The sequence below is a fragment of the Pseudonocardia sp. Ae505_Ps2 genome, from assembly GCF_001932425.1.
In the GTDB taxonomy this organism is placed as follows: domain Bacteria; phylum Actinomycetota; class Actinomycetes; order Mycobacteriales; family Pseudonocardiaceae; genus Pseudonocardia.
The window spans coordinates 3,170,499-3,187,343 of record NZ_MCIP01000001.1 but is presented as its reverse complement, the minus strand read 5'-3'; the positions used below and the strand labels follow the sequence as shown (position 1 = coordinate 3,187,343).

Here is a 16,845-nt window from a genome sequence, read left to right as displayed (position 1 = left end):
CGGCTACGCCCCGGCCAGGTCGACGCCGGACCAGCCGCCGAACAGCGCCAGCGCCGCCGACGGGTCGGCCAGCTCCAGGTACTCGGCCAGGGTCGCGTGGGCGGCGTCGTCGGTCTCCCCGGCGATCGCGGTGAGCATCGCGAACACCTTCACCGAGCGGGGGTCCCGCCCGGCGCGGGCGGCCTCGGCGCGCACCGCGTCGACCGAGCGGCGGACCACCGCGGGCGACGGGCCGGACACGAAGACGGCCTCGGCGTGGGTGCCGGCGAACCGGGCGCCGCGCGGCGACGCGCCCGCCTGGAAGATCACCGGGGTGCGCTGCGGGGACGGCTCGGACAGGAACGGGCCGGGCACGTCGAACCAGCGGCCGTGGTGGGCGATGTCGTGCACCCGGTCCGGCTCGGTGAACACGCCGCGGTCGCGGTCGCGGACCACGGCATCGGTGTCCCAGGAGCCCTCCCACAGCTTGTAGCAGACCTCCAGGAACTCCTCGGCGAGCTCGTAGCGCTCGTCGTGCGGGATCTGCCCGGACCGGCCGAGGTTGCGTGCCGCGGAGTCCAGGTAGGACGTGACGACGTTCCACGCGACCCGGCCGCGGGTGAGGTGGTCGAGGGTGGTGAACCGCCGGGCCAGCGCGTAGGGGTGCTCGTAGGCGACCGAGACGGTCACCCCGAACCCGAGCCGTGAGGTCACCCCGGCCATCGCGGGGACCAGCAGCAGCGGGTCGGCGAGCGGGACCTGCGCGGCGGCGCGGACGGCCGCGTCGCGGGAGCCGCCGTAGACGTCGTAGACGCCGAGGACGTCGGCGAGGAACAGCGCGTCGAAACCGCCGTCCTCCAGCATCCGGGCGAGCGAGGTCCAGTGGTCGAGGTCGGTGTAGCGGTGCCCCTCGTCGGACGGGTGACGCCACAGCCCCGCGGACTGGTGGCCCACGCAGGCCATGTCGAAGGCGTTGAGCAGGATGCGGCCGGTCATGCCACCACCTTCTCGCGGGCGGTGCGGAGCCCGCCGCGGTGGGTCTCGGGCAGCAGGACGGTGGAGACGATGCAGATCGCGAACAGCACCCCGAGGTAGGCCCAGATCAGCCACGGGGTCCCGCCGCCGGCGTAGAGCAGGGCGGTGGCGATCAGTGGCGTCGCCCCGGCGAGGACGGAGCCGACCTGGTAGCCCAGCGAGGCCCCGCTGTAGCGCAGCCGGGTGTCGAACAGCTCGCCGTACCAGGCGGCCTGTGGGCCGTACATGGCGTCGTGGAACAGGTTGACCAGCACGACCATCGCGACGACGACCAGCACGGTGGCCCCGGTGTCGAGGAGCAGGAAGAACACCCCGAGGAACAGCGGCGCCCCGATCGCGCCGAACAGGTAGACCGGCTTGCGGCCGACCCGGTCGGACAGGACCGCCCACAGCGGCGTGGAGAACAGCCCGATCGCCGACGCGATGATCACCGCGGTCAGGCCGGCGCTCTCGGCCGCGCCGGACTCGCCCCGGGCGAGGTAGGTGAGGGCGAAGGTGGTCGCGAGGATGTAGAGCGCGTTCTGCGCGATCCGGCTGCCGACGGTCAGCAGCACGGTGCGCCAGTCGGTGCGCAGCACCTCCAGCACCGGACGGCGGGACAGTGTCCCGGCGTCGCGGGCGGCGGTGAACACCGCGGGGTCGGCGAGGGTGAGCCGGATGGCCAGCCCCACGACGACGAGCACCGCGCTGAGCAGGAACGGGATCCGCCAGGCGCCGGCGAGGAACGCCTCCCTGCCCGCGATCGCGAGCACCGCGGTGTAGACGCCCGAGGCCAGCAGCATCCCGGCCGAGGAGCCGATCTGCGGGAAGCTGCCGAACAGACCGCGCCGACGCTCGGTCTCGGCGTGCTCGACGGCCATCAGCACCGCACCGGCCCACTCCGCGCCGACGGCGAGCCCCTGGGCCAGCCGCAGCACCACCAGCAGCACCGGGGCCAGCAGCCCGACGGTCGGATAGGTCGGCAGCAGCCCGATCAGCGTCGTCGCGACGCCCATCAGCACCAGCGACCCGACCAGGACGGCGCGGCGGCCGATCCGGTCACCCAGGTGCCCGGCGACGACCGCGCCGATCGGCCGTGCCCCGAACCCGGCGGCGTAGGTCGCGAAGGAGGCCAGCACCCCGGTGGCCGGGTCGGCGTCGGTGAAGAACAGCGGGGCGAACACCAGCGCCGCGGCGGTGGCGTAGAGGTAGAAGTCGTACCACTCGATGGTGGTCCCGACGAGGCTGGCGACGGCGGCGCGGCGCGGGGTGGCGCCGGGCGTCGCAGAAGGGGAACTGGACACGGGTGACCTGCCGGTGTGAGGCGGAGCGGGGGGCGTCGGGGGCGGGTCAGCGACAGGCGTGCGACGACAGGCGGCCGTGGTCCAGCCACCGCCGCCGGGTCAGCTCCGAGTGCTCCACGTCGCCCACCCGAGCAGACCGCCCCCGCCCGGCGCAACGGAGCGGGACCGGGGTCACCTCCGCCCGGCCACCCTGGCGTGCAGCCGGACCCAGTGCCCCGCGTCGAGGTCACGCGGCAGCGTCCGCGGCCCGAGCCCGCACTCGCGCGCCCAGTCCCGTGCCAGCGCGCGGCCGAACCGCCGCCCGACGACGTCGACGGCCCCGCGACCACGGCCGGTGAACACCGCGTCGACGATCCGGTGGTGGTCCCGGGGCCGGGCGTCGAGCAGCGGCACCTCCCGGCGGGCGATCTCCAGCACCCCGCCGTCGACGGCCGGGACCGGCCGGAACGCCCTGGCCGGGACCCGGTCGTGCAGGGTGAAGGTGAACCACGGCCACCAGCGGGCGGTGAGGGCGCTGGTGCCGCCGACCGCGGCCCGCTTGCGGGCGACCTCCCACTGTACCAGCAGCAGCGCGTGCGCCCAGCGCGGGGCGGCCAGCAGGCGTCGCAGCAGTGGGGTGGTCAGGGCGAACGGGACGTTGGACACCACGTCGACGGGCCGGTCGAGGCGGACGTCGAGCAGGTCGCCGTGGACGACGGTGAGGCCGCCGCCGAAGCGTCGTCGCAGGCGGGCCACCCGGTACGGGTCGAGCTCGACCGCGGTCAGGGGCCTGCCGGGCAGGCGCAGCAGCGCGGCGGTCAGCGCGCCGTCACCGGGGCCCAGCTCCAGCAGCGGCCGGGGCGGGTACCCGGCGACGACGGCGGCCATCGCGGCCGGGACGGCGTCGTCGACGAGGAAGTTCTGGCCGTGCTCGTGACGGCCGAGCGGACGTGGCAGAGGGGATCGCACAGGAGGCTCCCGGATGGGGAGCCGGGGGCGCGGCGGGGCGCCGCCCGGCAGGGGTACGAGGACCGGCTGCTCGGACGGCGGCGCCAGGAGATCGGCAGGGATCAGGTGTGGCGCCGCCGTCGGGCGACGCGCAGGCGTATCGAGGCCACGGGGGCACGGTAGGGGCGCCGGGGGCACCGGCGCACCCGGATTTCAGTCCGTCAGGTCGGCGGGCGGGGCGGGCCAGTGCGGCAGGACGTGGCCGGGGTAGTCCTCGGAGACGGTGTCGGGGAAGGCGGGCGGGCGCTTCTCCAGGAACGACGTGACGCCCTCGGCGACGTCGCGGCCCTGCCCGAGGTGCGCGATCGCGGCCGAGTCGGCGCGGTGGGCGTCCCACGGGCTGGGCGCGCCGAGCATCCCCCACAGCAGCTGCCGGGTCAGCGCGACCGACACCGCCGAGGTGTTGTCGGCGATCTCGCGGGCGATCGCGTACGCCGCGCCGAGCAGCTCGTCGTCGGGCAGGACGCGGGAGACCAGCCGGCCGTCGAGGGCCTCGGCGGCGTCGAACACCCGGCCGGTCGCGGCCCACTCCATCGCCCGGGAGACGCCGACGATCCGGGGCAGGAACCAGCTCGACGCGGCCTCCGGGACGAGCCCGCGGCGGGCGAACACGAACCCGAACCGGGCCGAGGCGCCGGCCAGGCGGATGTCGGCGGGCAGCGTCATCGTCGCCCCGATGCCGACCGCGGGCCCGTTGACGGCGGCGATCACCGGGGTGCGCAACGCCGCCATCCGCATGGTCACGGTGCCGCCGCCGTCGCGGACGACGCCGCCGATGGTGCCGATGCCCGCGCGGTCCGCGGCACGCTCCGGGTCGGTCGGGTCGAACGAGGAGCCGCCGCGGCCCAGGTCGGCGCCGGCGCAGAAGCCGCGGCCGCGACCGGTGAGCACGATCGCGCGGACGGTGTCGTCGGCGTCGGCGCGGTCGTAGGCGGCGATCAGCTCGCGGGCCATCGTCGCGGTGAACGCGTTGAGCCGGTCCGGACGGTCGAGGGTGATCGTGGCGACCCGGTCGTCGACGTCGTAGGAGATCTCGGTGAAGGCGGGAGCGTCGGTGCTCATGACCGGCGAGTCTGCCCCGCCGCGTCACCGGGTGGTCGGGAACCGCCGGGTGTGCACCGTCACGCCGCCGTCCGGCCGGCCGCCGGCGATGGCGGCCGCCCGGATGCAGGCGTGCGTCCACATGTTGAACTGCACCTCCTTGGCCACGCGCAGCGTGTTGTAGAGCACGTGCGACAGCCGGTCCCCGGGCCGTGCCCAGGACTCGATGTCGAAGCGCAGCATCTCCGGGTGATCCGGGTCGCGACGGGTGCGGAAGTCGATCCGACCGGCCTCCAGGTGCCCGTCCAGGGTGACGAAGGAGAACTCGGTGGGCCCGGCGGCGGCCACCCGCACCGGGCCGTCCCACGGGCCGGGCATGCGGATCAGGAACTCGTCGCCGACGTCCATCCCGCCGGGCTCGCCGCGGGTGCGGCGGAACACCGCGAACTCCGGTGACCAGCGGTCGGGGTCCGCGGCGAGGCGCGTCATGAGCTCCTCGGGGCTGCACCGGGACCCGCGGATGCGCACGCCGTAGCGCCGGTGCAGCAGGGTGCCGTACCCGTCCGACGGGCGCTGGACGTCGTCGGCGTCGGCGCCCTGCGGCGAGGCGGGCGGGAGGTCACCCAGGTCGCCGACGACGTCGCTGCGGTGGATCGGTGTGGTGCGCCAGAAGTAGCGCCACGACACCAGCAGCAGACCCACCGGCCAGCGGAGCACCGCCGACACCCGGCGGGACCGCCGGTCACCGGTGACCGGGGTGGTCCGTCCGCTCGTCGAGGCCGTCGTGGGGGTCCGCATCGACCACGGGTACCCCCTGTGCGGGATTACATCCGCCGGCAGCGGGGAACGGACCGCCATGACGGTCGGACGTGTCCTGCACCGGGCCGGTGTGCGCGGTGCCCAGCTCCAGTGGTTCTCCCTCGGCTCGGTGGGCTTCGCCATCGCGCTGTGGCTGCGCGCGAAGACCGTGGACCAGGACGAGCGCGGCAACGCCGAACGCCGCGCGATCTTCGTCGGCCTGTGGCCGTCGATGTTCTGGCTGATCGGCGACGCAATGCGGCGCGAGGAGAAGGGCGCTCGGTCCTGAAGCACCCCGGCCCCGAGGACCGTCGCGCCGACCTGGACGGGCTCGCCGCACGCGGCGTGAACTTCGACGACGCCGAGACCCCCATCGACTCCCACGACCCGCGCTGGCACGTCGACCACGGCCGGGCGCTGGTCGGCACCGAGCCCCCCGGTGACCCGGTGCCCGACGGCGCCTGGGAACGCGCCTGCGCGATCCTGCGCGACTACCAGTTCACCGCCCCGAACCGGCTGCGTGGCGTGTTCCGCCCGGCCGACCCGCTGCTGGGCCGCGACATGCTGCTGGAGGGCCGGTTCGGGCCGATGCGCTTCCACCTCGGCGTCCGGGTCACCGGGCTGGTCGACGAGACCGTCGACGGCCGGCGCGTCTGGGGCTGGACCTACGAGACCCTGCACGGACACCTGGAGGAGGGCCGGCTCACCTACGAGGTGGTCAAGACCCTCACGACCGGCGACGTCGAGTTCGTCATCCGCGCGTTCTCCCGGCCCGCGCACATCCCGAACCCGCTGTTCCGGCTCGGCTTCGGGCTGTTCGGCCGGGCGGTGCAGCTGGAGTTCTACCATCGGGCCGGGCAGCGGGTGCGTGAGCTCGTCGCCGACGCGGCGGCGGGCAGGCCGCTGCCGCAGCCGCTGCCGGGTGCCGACGGTGTGACCGTCGCCCCGCAGAACGCCGGACGGCACTGGACGGACCCGTTCGCCGTGCTCGTCCGGCATCCGGGTGTCTGACCCGGGTGCCCGACCCGGAGGGAACCTGCAGATGGACGACCCGATCCGGCGGCCGAACCCGTTCCGCTGGGTGGCCTACGCCTTCGGCGCCCGGCTGCCGGCCCGCAACCGGCGCTGGGTGCTCCACGACGTCACCACCCGCACCTGGGTGCTGCGCCACCTCGTCCGCACCACGGTCCAGCTGATCCCGCTGCTGGCCCTGCTGTACCTGGTGGTGCCCGGCCCGCCGTGGGTGCGGCTGGGCGCCATCGCCTCGGGCGCGGTGATCGGTTACTTCTACTCGGCGGTCTACACGGTCGAGGCGTGCGAGACCCGGGTGATGAAGGCCGGCTACCCGGTGGGGGCGGCCGCGGCGACCCGGGAGGCGCGCCGTGCCGAGCAGCACGTCGACGCCCGGCTGCGGCACGACCGGGAGTTCGGGGCGGAACGCGAGCGGGACGACCGCCGGGGCTGAGCGGCCGCGGTCACGCCGCGCCGTCGAGGACCGCCCGGTGCTCCTCGGTGAGGTGCAGGTCCCGGGCGTCGAGGGCCTCGTCCAGCTGGGCGGTCCGGCTGACCCCGACCAGCGGCCATGCCGGTCCGACGGCGAGTTCGCCCGCGAGCCCGGTCCGGCCGTGCCCCCCGGTCATGATCCAGGCGAGCACGACCTGGTTGCGGGTGGCGCCGGTGTCGGCGGCGACGGCGTCGAGCGCGGCCAGCCGTGCGGTGGTGCCGGGGTGGTCGTAGGCGTCGGGCAGGGCGCGGTCGGTGCGGGTCAGGGCCCCGTTGACCAACGGCGTGTAGGCCCACAGGGTCAGGCCCTCGGTCGCCGCGAGATCCGCCGCGCCGGCGTCGAGCAGCATGTGCCCGGAGTCGGGCAGCGCCGCGCCCGGGCGCGGGAGCACGTAGGAGTGCCGGTACTGGACGGCGTCGAACGCGGCGACGCCCTGCGCGGCGGCGGCCGCACGGGCCCGCTCGACCCGCCACGACGCGTGGTTGGACGCGCCCAGCCGCGCCGCCAGCCCGTCGGTGACCAGGGCACCGAGCGCGGCGACCGTCTCGTCGAGGTCGGTGCGGCGGTCCTCGACGTGCGCCCAGAACAGGTCGACCGACCCGACGCCGAGCCGGTCCAGGCTGCCCCGTGCGGCGGTGCGGACCGCGGCGGCTCCGAGCCCGCCCCGCACCCCGGTCTTGGTGGAGATCCGGACCTGCTCGCGGACGCCGGGCCGCGCCGCGAGCCACGCTCCGAGCACCCGCTCGCTCCGGGCTCCCCGGCCGGGTCGTTCCAGAACGCGTAGACATCGGCGGTGTCGAGCCAGACGCCGCCGCGCTCGACGAAGCGGTCGAGCAGCGCGAACGAGGTGGCCTCGTCGACCCGGGTGCCGAAGTTCATGGTGCCGAGCACCGGCTGCGGTGTGGTCACGGGAGTCATGTCCCGAGGATCCGGCCCGACGCGCGCCGCGGTTCACCCGGATACCCACCCCGACACGTACCGGTGCCCCGGGCCGGCGCGCGGCACCCACCGTCGGGGTGTCGCACGGCGGCCCGGGGCGCCGGGTGTGGGATCAGGGGATGACGACCGGACCGGTGGTCGGCGCCGGGTCGTCGGCCCAACGGTGCCCGGTCTCGCGCGGGGTGACGCCGTCCTCGGTCCACGCGGCCAGCAGCTGCGCGACCTTGGCGTGCATCACGGTGCGCAGCCGGTCGAAGGAGTTCTGCGGGTCGTCGTCGACCTCGCCGAGCAGCAGCCACCAGGCCCAGGCGACCGCACCGGCGTTCGCGACGAAGTCCGGCAGCACCGGCACCCCGCGCGCGGCGAGCATGGCCTCGGCCTCCGGGGTCGTCGCGGCGTTCGCGGCCTCGACGATCACGCGGGCGCGGACGTCGTAGGAGTTGTCCGGGGTGATCGCGTAGGAGATCGCGGCCGGCACCAGGATGTCGACCTCGGCCGACAGGATCGCGGTGCGCGGGAGCTGCTCGACGCCGGCGGGCAGCCGGGAGCGGTCGATCTCGCCGTAGCCGTCGCGCAGGTCCAGCAGCGTGGGCACGTCGAGCCCGTCCGCGCAGTGCAGGGTGCCCGCGGCGTCGGCCAGCGTGGTGACCTTCATCCCGGCCTCGTGCAGGTAGTAGGCGGCCGCACCGCCCATCGTGCCGACACCCTGGATCGCGACCGTGGTGTCGGCCGGGATCTGGCCCCAGGACACCGCGGAGGCCAGGCAGGCGTGCGCGACGCCGTAGCCGCCGATCACGTCGCCCAGCTCGAACCCGCCGTCGACCTCGGCCTTCAGCCCGGTGCGGACCCGCTCCAGGGTGGCGGCCGGGTCGGCGGCGCGGCTGATCGCGGCGTGGTAGCTCTGGCCGAGGCCGAGCTTCTCGAAGACCTCGTCGATCAGGTGCTGCGGGACGCCGAGGTCCTCCGCGGTCACCCAGTGCGCGTCGATCCAGGGGCGCATGGCCTCGCAGAAGCGCTGCAGCACCTCGACGGCACGCGGGTCCTTCGGGTCGAAGTCGATGCCGCCCTTGGCCCCGCCGATCCGCAGGTCGAAGGTGGCGGTCTTGTTGGCCATGCCGCGTGCGAGGTCCTCGACCTCGGACAACGTACAGCCGGCCCGCATCCGGGTGCCGCCGGTGGCGAGCCCCGCCCGCAGGGTGTGCACAACCAGGTAGCCGACGGCGCCGGTCACGGCGTCGTTCCACTGCAGGCGCATGTAGGGCTCGGGACGGCGGACGACCGGGGCGACGGTGGGCGCCGGGGCGCCGGGGACGTAGGGGGCGGCCGTGGCCGCCGTCTGCGGGGTGCCCCCGGCCGGGTTCTGCATCGTCGTCATGGCGACCCACCTCCTGCTCGTACTGCACCGGTCGTCGCCACCAGGGGCCGTTCCGGTCTCGTCGACATCGCGGACCTCGTCGTCCCCCCGGCGGCAGTCGTTCCCGACCGGTGGCCCCAGGTTGCGGGCGCACCGGGCCCCGCGTCCATTTACGGATCATTCACGCCGCTGTTCACCGTTCCTGCACAGCGCAATAGGCTCGGTCGCATGGAGCTGTCCCTGTCTCGGCTTCGGATGCTGCGTGAGCTGCACCGGCGGGGAACCATCACGGCGGCGGCGACGGCGCTGCACTACACGGCGTCGGCGGTGTCCCAGCAGCTCGCGCAGCTCGAGCGCGACGTCGGGACGCGGCTGTTCGAGCGGAGGGGGCGCCGGGTCCAGCTCACCGACCTCGGTGTCCTGCTGGCCGAGCACGCCGAGGAGATCCTCGCCTCGGTCGAGCGCGCCACCCAGGCGCTGGAGGAGGCGGGCGAGACCGTTGCGGCGAAGCTCACCGCCGGGGTGTGGGCCTCGGTCGCCTCGGGTCTGCTGCCCGACGCGCTGACCGCGCTGGCCCGCACCCACCCCGGTGTCGAGGTCCGCACCCGCGAGCTCGCCCCGGAGGAGACAGCGGCCGCGGTGCGCGACGGCGAGCTCGACCTGTCGTTCGTCATCGACTACTCGAACTACCCGATGACGTGGGACAAGGGCCTGGAGCGGGCGGTCATCGCCGTCGAGCGGGTCTACGCGGCGGTGCCCGCCGGGGCGGTGCCCGCCGCGAGCGTGATGCTGGCGGAGCTGGCCGAGCACCCGTGGATCGTCTCGCCCGCCCGGTCGCACTTCGGGCAGGCGGCCCGCCTGGCCTGTCAGAGCGCGGGCTTCGAGCCGCGGATCGACCACGAGGTCGAGGAGCAGGCCACCGCCATGGCGATGGTCGCGGCCGGGCTCGGTGTCACCCTGGTGACGGACCTGGGCCTGGCGCTGCGCCCGCCGGGGGTCGACATCGTCGCACTCGGCGACGCCCTCACCCGCACGGTGTCGCTGGCCTACCGCACCACCACCGCGCGGCGGGCCGCGGTGCCGCTGGTGATCGAGGCCGTCCGGACCGCGGCGGCGCAGAAGGGGCTCGGCGCCGACGCCCCGATCCCGGTGCAGCCGGAGTCGCTCGGCCTGACCTGACCCCGTTCCGCGGCGGAATCCGCGGGCCGGTCGAACCGTTTCCGCCGGGGTTCCGAAGAACGGTTGTGCTGACCGAGAACCGGACCGAGGGAAACGGGCCCCTGGTCCTTCCGTCGCGTTCCGTGGCGATCCTGGTGGAACTGCTGGCGATCGCTGCGGCGGTGGCGTCGGGGCACCTCGTGGCGGCCCTGGTGGCGCCGGCGTCGTCACCGTTCGTGGCGGTCGGCGACGCGGTCGTGCGGCTCTCGCCGCAGCCGGTGGTGGAGTTCGCCAAGTCCGCGTTCGGGACGGCCGACAAGCCGGTCCTGCTCGCCGGCATCGGTGTGCTGCTGGTGCTGCTCGGCGCACTGGCCGGGCTCGCGGCGCGCCGGCGGGCGGTGGTGGGAACCGCCGCGGTCGCCGTGCTGGGGCTGCTCGCGGTGGCGGCGGTGCTGACCGGGCCGGTGCCGACCGCGACCGACCTGGCCGCGCCGGTCGTCGCGCTGGTGGTGGGTGTGGCGGTGCAGCGGGGGCTGGACGGCCTCGCCCGCCGTCCCGGCACCACCCGCACCGGGGACGGCGGCGCCGGTGACGGTGACGGTGTCCCCCGGCGCACCGTGCTCACCGGGGCGTCGGCGGCGGTCGCCGCCGGGACGCTCGTCGTGGGCGGGACCGGCCTGGCGCTGTCCTCCGCCGGCAGCGGGATCATGGCCTCACGGGCCGCGCTGACCGGCAGGCTGGCCGCGGCGACGCTCGCCGAGACCGCGCCGCCGGTGCCGGCCTCGGCCGCGTTCCCCCAGCTCGGGACCGTTCCGTTCGTCACCCCGAACGCCGACTTCTACCGGATCGACGTCGCCCTGACGATCCCCGCGGTCCGGGCCGAGGACTGGTCGCTGCGGGTGCACGGCCGGGTCGGGCGCGAGCTCGTCCTCACCGTCGACGACCTGCTGCGACGTCCGCTGGTCCAGCGGACGATCACGATGACCTGCGTCTCCAACACCGTGGGCGGGAACCTGGTGTCCACCGCGGACTTCGTCGGCGTCGAGCTGGCCCCGCTGCTGCTGGAGGCCGGCGTCGACCCGGCCGCGGACCAGATCGTCTCCACCAGCCGCGACGGCTGGACCGCGGGCACCCCGACCGCGACCGTGCTGGAGCCCGGCCGCGGCGCGCTGCTCGCACTCGGCATGAACGGCGAGGCGCTGCCGGTCGAGCACGGGTTCCCGGTCCGCATGGTCGTCCCGGGGCTCTACGGCTACGTCTCGGCCACCAAGTGGCTCGCCGACATCGAGCTGACGACCTTCGCCGAGCGCAGCGTCTACTGGCGCGACCGCGGCTGGGCCGAGCGCGCCCCGATCAAGACCCAGTGCCGCATCGACGCCCCGGTCGGGTTCTCCCGGCTGCCGGCGGGGCGCGTGCAGGTCGCCGGGGTCGCGTGGGCGCAGCCGGTCGGGATCACCGCCGTCGAGGTCCGCGCCGACGACGGCCCGTGGGTCCGCGCCGAGCTGGCCACCGAGGTCAACCCGAACACCTGGCGGATGTGGCGGGCCGAGCTCGACCTCTCCCCCGGCAGCCACACGCTCACCGCCCGCGCCACCGACCGCCGCGGGCTCGTCCAGACCGACGTCCGTGTCGACCCGATCCCGGACGGTGCGACGGGGTGGCCCAGCACCATCGTCACCGTCGTCTGAACCGATTCCCGAGCCGTCGAAAAAAGATCCGGAAATCTTCCGGAACACCCGAACCGCCCGGCCCCACGACCCGAACAATCAATCGACAGTCCATGTAGGACAGACAGTTTCCTCGAAAGGGAATCCAGCCATGCGCGCTTCTCGCACCCTCGCCACCGTCGGTCTGCTCGCCACCCTGTCGCTCGGCCTCACCGCCTGTGGCGGCGGCAGCGACACCGCCGCCCCGCCGGCCGCGGCCCCGGCCACCTCCTCGGCACCGGCAACCACCGCCGCCGCCGACGGCGTCACCACCAACGCCGACGTCTTCGGCCCGGCCTGCAGCCAGCTGCCGCAGGGCAACGAGCCCGGCTCGCTCGACTCGATGGGCCCGCAGCCGGTCGCCACCGCCGCGAGCACCAACCCGCTGCTGACCACGCTGGTCACCGCCGTCGGCAAGGTCCCCGGCCTGGCCGACACCCTGAACCAGCAGAAGGGCATCACCGTCTTCGCCCCGGCGAACGACGCCTTCGCCGCGGTGCAGAAGCAGCTCGGCGAGCAGAAGTTCAACGCCCTGCTGGCCGACACCAGTGCCCTGCAGGGGCTGCTCTCCTACCACGTGACCCCCGAGCGCCTGGACGCCGCGGGCATCGTGGAGAAGAAGACCCTCACCGAGCTGGCCGGCGGCGACCTCACCATCGGCGGCACCCCCGAGGCCCCCACCGTCACCGACGGCCAGGGCAACACCGCGAACATCCTCTGCGGCAACATCCCGACCGCGAACGCCACCGTCTTCGTGATCGACAAGGTCCTCATGCCCAAGAGCTGACGACCGCCGCACGACACGACGGGCCCGGGGTGCGAACCCCGGGCCCGCCGTCGTACGAACACCCTGCTGTCACGACGGACGTGGCGCATCGAGATCGAACCGGGACCCGGTGAGCGCACCCTGCGCGTGCGCGCGACCGAGCGGACCGGCACGGTGCAGACGGAACGGGAACACGGCTCGATCCCCGACGGCGTGACCGGCCTGCACACGGTGCCGGTCGCCGCCGTCGGACGGACGGCCCGGTCCCGCGCCGCGCTCCCCCCGCCGAGTCGATCCGGAAGTCGATGCACCCCTCAGACCGCTCCGCCCCGTCGCCCGTCTCCCGTCGCCTGGTGGTCGCGACCCTGGTCGCCGGACTGCTGGCGGGGTTGTTCGCCGTGCTGGTGCCGTTCGCCCCCGTCGACACCCGCACGACGACCGTGTCCTGGCCGCGGGCGGGCGAGCGGCCCACGTCGACGACGGCGGCGTTCCAGCCCGCCGCGCCGGAGGCGGTGCGCGTCGAGGTGCTCTGCCGGGTGCTGCGCGCCGCGCAGGCCCGCTCCGCCGGAACCGGGGTATCGACGACCGTCGTGGGCTCGGAGCGGCCCGGTGCCCCGGGGACCGGGTTCGCCGTGCTCACCGGGGCGGGCGGGGAGCTGCGGGTCCAGGTCGGCGGCCGCGAGCTGCTGCGCGCGCCCGTCCCGTCCGGCGACGCCTGCGGGCTGGTCCTCGACACCGACGAGGCCGGGTCCCGGGTCACCCTCGGCGACGGCGCCCCGCGCGCCTTCCCCGGCGATGTCGTGCGCGCCGTGGCCGCGTTCGGCACCCAGCTCTCCCCCGCCGACGCCGACGGGCTGCGGGTCACCGCGCGGACCGCGGACTGGTTCGCCGCCGCCTCGTCGCCGGCCAAGACGGCGCTGCTCGGGCTGCAGTGGCTCGCCGCCGCCGTCGCCGCCGTGCTGCTGGCCCGTCTGGCCGGTGACCGGTTCCGGCGCCGCCGCGGGACGGCCCGCGTCCGGCGGGCCCGGCTGGCCGCGGTGGGCACCCCGGCCGGGATCGGGCGGGCCGCCGCGGACGTGCTCGTCGTCGCCACGCTGGCGGGGTGGACGGTGCTCGGGCCGCTGTCGACCGACGACGGCTTCACCGAGGCCATCGCGCGCAACGCGACCGGCACGGCGACCGGCGACTTCGGCAACGTCTACCGCTGGGGCAACGCCTCGGAGGCGCCGTACACGCTGGTGATCCGGCTGGTCCGGGCGCTGGCCGAGACCGGTGTGGGGCCGTTGGTGCTGCGTGTGCCGTCGGTGCTCGCCGGGATCGCGGTGTGGCTGCTGCTGTCGCGGGTCGCGCTGCCCGCGGTGCTGGCCCGCCACCACCGACGGGCCTGGGTGCGGGGCACGCTCGGCGTCGCACTGCTGGCGTGGTGGCTGCCGCTGAACCTCGGGGTCCGCCCCGAGCCGTTCGCGGCGCTCGCGACGACCGCGGCGCTGTGCTGTGCGCTGCGCGCCGCCGCCCGGCCCGGGCTCCGCGGCGGGACGTGGACCGCGGCCGCGGCGCTGACCGCGGGGCTGGCGCTGGCGGTGACGCCGTCGGCGGTGACCGTCGCCGGTCCGCTGGTGCTGCTGCTGCCCGCGCTGTGGCGGCGGGTCGTCCGCCACCGCGGCGGGGGGATCGCCGTCGGGGTGGCGGCGACCGTCGCCGCGGCCGGGATCGCCGCGGCGGGGCTCACGCCGGTGTTCACCGGGCAGAGTCTGTACACGGTCGCGCGGGCCACGCAGATGCACCAGTTCTACGGTCCGGCCACACCGTGGTTCCAGGAGCTGCGCCGATGGGACTACCTGCTCGGATTCGGCACCGAGCAGGGCGGCCTCGGCCGCCGGGTGCCGGTGCTGCTCGCCATCGCCCTGCTGGTCGCGGCGCTGCCGCTGGTCGCCCGCGGCGCGCACCGGTGGGGTCCCGGTCTGCGGTGGGCCCCGGTGCCGCTGGTCGGGCTCGCACTCGGGTTCGTGCTGCTCACCCCGGCACCGTCGAAGTGGACCCACTACTTCGGGACGCTCGCCGGGGTCGGGGCGCTCGCCGCCGCGGCGGGGGTGGTGCTGGTGGTGGCCGCGGCCCGGCGGCCCGGCGACCCGACCGTGCGCGGCGCGGCCGCCGCCGGGACCGTGGCGGCGGCCGTACTCGCCGCGCTGGCCTTCAGCGGGCGCAACGAGTGGTTCCTGTGGTCCGGCTGGGGTGTGCCGCGCGCCGACGGCCCGTTCACGCCGCTGGACTCGCCGCTGGTGTGGGCGCTGGTGGCGCTGGCGGTGCTGGTCGTGTCGGCCGCCGCGGTCCACCGGGCGGGCCGACGAGCAGGTCTGCTGGCAGGTCGACGGGCGGATCACGGACGGCACCGGACCGGGCGGGACTGCGTGGCCCGGGCCGCGGCGGCGCTGCCCGCCGGGGTGGTCGTGGTGGCCCTGCTCACCGGGGTGTCGGTGGTGGTGGCGTCGTTCGTCGTCGCCCCGGTGCGCCAGGGCGGGGACTACAGCGTCGGCGGACAGCTGTGGAGCGAGCTGACCGGCCGCGACACCTGCGGGATCCTCGACCACGTCACGGTCGGGGTCGACGGGGGCGCGCTGCCCGCCGCGGGCGGCGCCGACACGCTCACCGGGTTCACCGAGGGCCGTGGCTGGGTCGACGCCCCGCCGCGCGGCGGGCTCGCCTGGGGCAGCCTCGACGGCGGAGCGGGCACCACCGGCGAGCTCCGGACCCGCTGGTTCGCCGTCACACCGGGGCCACCGGACCGGGTGCTGTCGGTCGACGTCGCCGGGCGGACCGGGCAGGGCAACACCCTGGAGCTGGAGTACGCCCGCGCCGGTTCGCCGGGCCCGGACGGCCGGGTGTCGTTGGACGACACCGCGACCGGCGCCCGCGGCACCTACCCCGCCGAGCGGGTGCAGGAGGCCGTGCCGCTGGACCGGTCGGGCTGGCGCACCGTGCGGGTGCCCGTCTCCGCGTTCCCGGCGGCCGTCGACCGGGTGCGGCTGCACGCCGTCGACACCACCGTCGGGCCGGGCGGCTGGGTGGCCGCCGCCGCCCCGCGGGTGGTCACCTCGGCGCCGGTGGTGCCGATGCTGCGCGACGCCGACGGGCCGGTCTACGTGGACTGGTCGATCCTCTGGGCGGCGCCCTGTCTGCGCGACCTGCCCGCCGTCCGGGCCGGTCTGGTGCAGACCCCGCGCTACCTGGTCCTGGGTCCGTCGTCGCTGGGGTTCGCCGTGGACGTGTCCTTCGCCGACGTCGCCGGGGGCAGCTTCGCGGCGATGCGCCGCACCACCACCGAGCAGGTCGTCGCGACCCGGATCGACACTGCCGACGTCCCGGGCCAGGCCGACTGGGGTGCGGTCGTCCGGATCGACACCGACCTCGCCGTCGACGCCTACGACGTCAGCTCGGTCCCGGTGCGCCGTTGGGGCTGGGAGGGCGACCGGAGTCCGATCGGGTACCCCGCCCTCCCGGTGCCCTGACCCCCGTGGGTCGGGGATGTGTCCGGACACATCCCGCCGCAGGTCCATCCGGTGGACGGCTCCTTGCTCCGGACCGGGTATCGCGATCGAATCATGCGGTGATGCGCACCCTGCTCGAGCCGTTCTGGCCCGGTCGGCGCATCGTCGCGTTCGACGAGCTGTGTCGGTGGGCCGCGTAGCGACCCCCGGGTCGCCGCGTGGCCGCCCCGTGCATCGCGCGCGGGTACGACGCCCGCGTCACCGACCACCACTCCGGAGGACCCCGTGTCCGTCACCGACGAACTGCTCGAGAACAACGCCCGCTACGCCGAGAGCTTCTCCGGCCCGCTGCCGCTGCCGCCGGCACGCAAGATCGCCGTCGTCGCCTGCATGGACGCCCGGCTCGACGTCTACCGCATCCTCGGCCTGGCCGAGGGCGACGCCCACGTCATCCGCAATGCGGGCGGCGTCGTCACCGACGACGAGATCCGCTCCCTGACGATCAGCCAGCGGCTGCTGGGGACCGAGGAGATCATCCTCATCCACCACACCGACTGCGGGATGCTGACCTTCACCGACGACGCGTTCAAGGCCTCGATCCGCGACGAGACCGGCATCAAGCCGCAGTGGGCCGCCGAGGCGTTCGACGACCTCGACGAGGACGTCCGCCAGTCGCTCGCCCGGATCCGGACCAACCCGTTCATCCCGCACACCGACGCCGTCCGCGGCTTCGTGTTCGACGTCGCGACCGGGCGGCTGAACGAGGTGAAGTAGGCCCGCCGCACCGCCCGTGCGGTCGTCGCACCCGTC

General features: G+C 75.3%; 15 protein-coding genes and 1 pseudogene. 8 read left to right on the top strand and 8 right to left on the bottom strand.

Annotated elements, in window-relative coordinates; all coding sequences use genetic code 11:
• Positions 1-3: 3 nt before the first annotated feature.
• The 5 genes from Ae505Ps2_RS15245 to Ae505Ps2_RS15225 all read right to left on the bottom strand — a co-directional run bounded on the left by Ae505Ps2_RS15245 (position 4) and on the right by Ae505Ps2_RS15225 (position 5,123).
• On the bottom strand, positions 4-975 hold the full coding sequence (locus tag Ae505Ps2_RS15245; protein WP_337819521.1) for an NtaA/DmoA family FMN-dependent monooxygenase: 972 nt from the start codon (positions 973-975) through the stop codon (positions 4-6).
• The gene (locus Ae505Ps2_RS15240) at positions 972-2,297 is read right to left on the bottom strand and encodes an MFS transporter (RefSeq protein ID WP_075307341.1); all 1,326 of its coding nucleotides are present in this window, start codon (positions 2,295-2,297) and stop codon (positions 972-974) included. Before Ae505Ps2_RS15240 ends, Ae505Ps2_RS15245 begins: the two co-directional genes overlap by 4 nt.
• A 171-nt stretch (positions 2,298-2,468) precedes the next feature.
• Positions 2,469-3,245, bottom strand: coding sequence for an rRNA adenine N(6)-methyltransferase family protein (locus Ae505Ps2_RS15235; RefSeq protein ID WP_075307343.1), 777 nt, complete (start codon positions 3,243-3,245; stop codon positions 2,469-2,471).
• Positions 3,246-3,437: 192 nt separating this feature from the next.
• The gene (locus Ae505Ps2_RS15230) at positions 3,438-4,346 is read right to left on the bottom strand and encodes an enoyl-CoA hydratase-related protein (RefSeq protein WP_020623456.1); all 909 of its coding nucleotides are present in this window, start codon (positions 4,344-4,346) and stop codon (positions 3,438-3,440) included.
• 24 nt (positions 4,347-4,370) lie between these two features.
• A complete protein-coding gene (locus tag Ae505Ps2_RS15225; RefSeq protein ID WP_083695753.1) occupies positions 4,371-5,123 on the bottom strand; it encodes a DUF1990 family protein in 753 nt (250 codons plus the stop codon).
• A gap of 58 nt (positions 5,124-5,181) precedes the next feature.
• On the opposite strand from Ae505Ps2_RS15225, the gene Ae505Ps2_RS15220 reads away from it, so the two are divergent.
• The 3 genes from Ae505Ps2_RS15220 to Ae505Ps2_RS15210 are packed head-to-tail and all read left to right on the top strand — an operon-like array spanning position 5,182 to position 6,588.
• Positions 5,182-5,412: a hypothetical protein gene (locus Ae505Ps2_RS15220; protein WP_043277734.1), complete on the top strand. Its 231-nt coding sequence runs from the start codon at positions 5,182-5,184 to the stop codon at positions 5,410-5,412.
• A gap of 56 nt (positions 5,413-5,468) precedes the next feature.
• Positions 5,469-6,134, top strand: coding sequence for a DUF1990 family protein (locus tag Ae505Ps2_RS15215; protein WP_233147600.1), 666 nt, complete (start codon positions 5,469-5,471; stop codon positions 6,132-6,134).
• A gap of 31 nt (positions 6,135-6,165) precedes the next feature.
• A complete protein-coding gene (locus Ae505Ps2_RS15210; RefSeq protein WP_075307349.1) occupies positions 6,166-6,588 on the top strand; it encodes a DUF5313 family protein in 423 nt (140 codons plus the stop codon).
• A gap of 10 nt (positions 6,589-6,598) precedes the next feature.
• Here Ae505Ps2_RS15210 and Ae505Ps2_RS15205 read toward each other — a convergent pair whose 3' ends face one another.
• The 3 genes and pseudogenes from Ae505Ps2_RS15205 to Ae505Ps2_RS15200 all read right to left on the bottom strand — a co-directional run bounded on the left by Ae505Ps2_RS15205 (position 6,599) and on the right by Ae505Ps2_RS15200 (position 8,821).
• Positions 6,599-7,366, bottom strand: a complete 768-nt coding sequence (locus Ae505Ps2_RS15205) for an aldo/keto reductase (protein ID WP_233147601.1) — start codon at positions 7,364-7,366, stop codon at positions 6,599-6,601.
• A 93-nt stretch (positions 7,367-7,459) separates the two neighbouring features.
• Positions 7,460-7,506 (bottom strand): annotated as a pseudogene (locus Ae505Ps2_RS34245) (hypothetical protein); the annotation flags it as partial.
• Between the two features lie 172 nt (positions 7,507-7,678).
• Complete coding sequence (locus Ae505Ps2_RS15200; RefSeq protein ID WP_075554244.1) at positions 7,679-8,821, bottom strand: Glu/Leu/Phe/Val dehydrogenase dimerization domain-containing protein; 1,143 nt, start codon at positions 8,819-8,821, stop codon at positions 7,679-7,681.
• 327 nt (positions 8,822-9,148) lie between these two features.
• Between Ae505Ps2_RS15200 and Ae505Ps2_RS15195 the strand changes: the two genes are divergently transcribed.
• The 5 genes from Ae505Ps2_RS15195 to Ae505Ps2_RS15175 all read left to right on the top strand — a co-directional run bounded on the left by Ae505Ps2_RS15195 (position 9,149) and on the right by Ae505Ps2_RS15175 (position 16,809).
• Complete coding sequence (locus tag Ae505Ps2_RS15195) at positions 9,149-10,099, top strand: LysR family transcriptional regulator (protein WP_075307351.1); 951 nt, start codon at positions 9,149-9,151, stop codon at positions 10,097-10,099.
• 122 nt (positions 10,100-10,221) lie between these two features.
• Positions 10,222-11,766: a molybdopterin-dependent oxidoreductase gene (locus Ae505Ps2_RS15190; protein WP_233147602.1), complete on the top strand. Its 1,545-nt coding sequence runs from the start codon at positions 10,222-10,224 to the stop codon at positions 11,764-11,766.
• A gap of 130 nt (positions 11,767-11,896) precedes the next feature.
• Entirely contained in the window at positions 11,897-12,571 is a 675-nt protein-coding gene (locus Ae505Ps2_RS15185; RefSeq protein WP_075307353.1) for a fasciclin domain-containing protein, read from the top strand.
• 332 nt (positions 12,572-12,903) lie between these two features.
• Positions 12,904-16,056, top strand: coding sequence for an arabinosyltransferase domain-containing protein (locus tag Ae505Ps2_RS34025; protein ID WP_170917046.1), 3,153 nt, complete (start codon positions 12,904-12,906; stop codon positions 16,054-16,056).
• A 264-nt stretch (positions 16,057-16,320) separates the two neighbouring features.
• Positions 16,321-16,809, top strand: coding sequence for a carbonic anhydrase (locus tag Ae505Ps2_RS15175; protein ID WP_020622184.1), 489 nt, complete (start codon positions 16,321-16,323; stop codon positions 16,807-16,809).
• Positions 16,810-16,845 lie beyond the last annotated feature (36 nt).

What these genes read in the sequence shown, in the direction of transcription:
- Ae505Ps2_RS15210 (WP_075307349.1), top strand. Translation starts at nt 6,166, where the DNA reads ATGGACGACCCGATCCGGCGGCCGAACCCGTTCCGCTGGGTGGCCTAC.
- Ae505Ps2_RS15225 (WP_083695753.1), bottom strand. Translation starts at nt 5,123, where the DNA reads ATGCGGACCCCCACGACGGCCTCGACGAGCGGACGGACCACCCCGGTC.
- Ae505Ps2_RS15220 (WP_043277734.1), top strand. Translation starts at nt 5,182, where the DNA reads ATGACGGTCGGACGTGTCCTGCACCGGGCCGGTGTGCGCGGTGCCCAG.
- Ae505Ps2_RS15245 (WP_337819521.1), bottom strand. Translation starts at nt 975, where the DNA reads ATGACCGGCCGCATCCTGCTCAACGCCTTCGACATGGCCTGCGTGGGC.
- Ae505Ps2_RS15200 (WP_075554244.1), bottom strand. Translation starts at nt 8,821, where the DNA reads ATGCGCCTGCAGTGGAACGACGCCGTGACCGGCGCCGTCGGCTACCTG.
- Ae505Ps2_RS15185 (WP_075307353.1), top strand. Translation starts at nt 11,897, where the DNA reads ATGCGCGCTTCTCGCACCCTCGCCACCGTCGGTCTGCTCGCCACCCTG.
- Ae505Ps2_RS15195 (WP_075307351.1), top strand. Translation starts at nt 9,149, where the DNA reads ATGGAGCTGTCCCTGTCTCGGCTTCGGATGCTGCGTGAGCTGCACCGG.
- Ae505Ps2_RS15230 (WP_020623456.1), bottom strand. Translation starts at nt 4,346, where the DNA reads ATGAGCACCGACGCTCCCGCCTTCACCGAGATCTCCTACGACGTCGAC.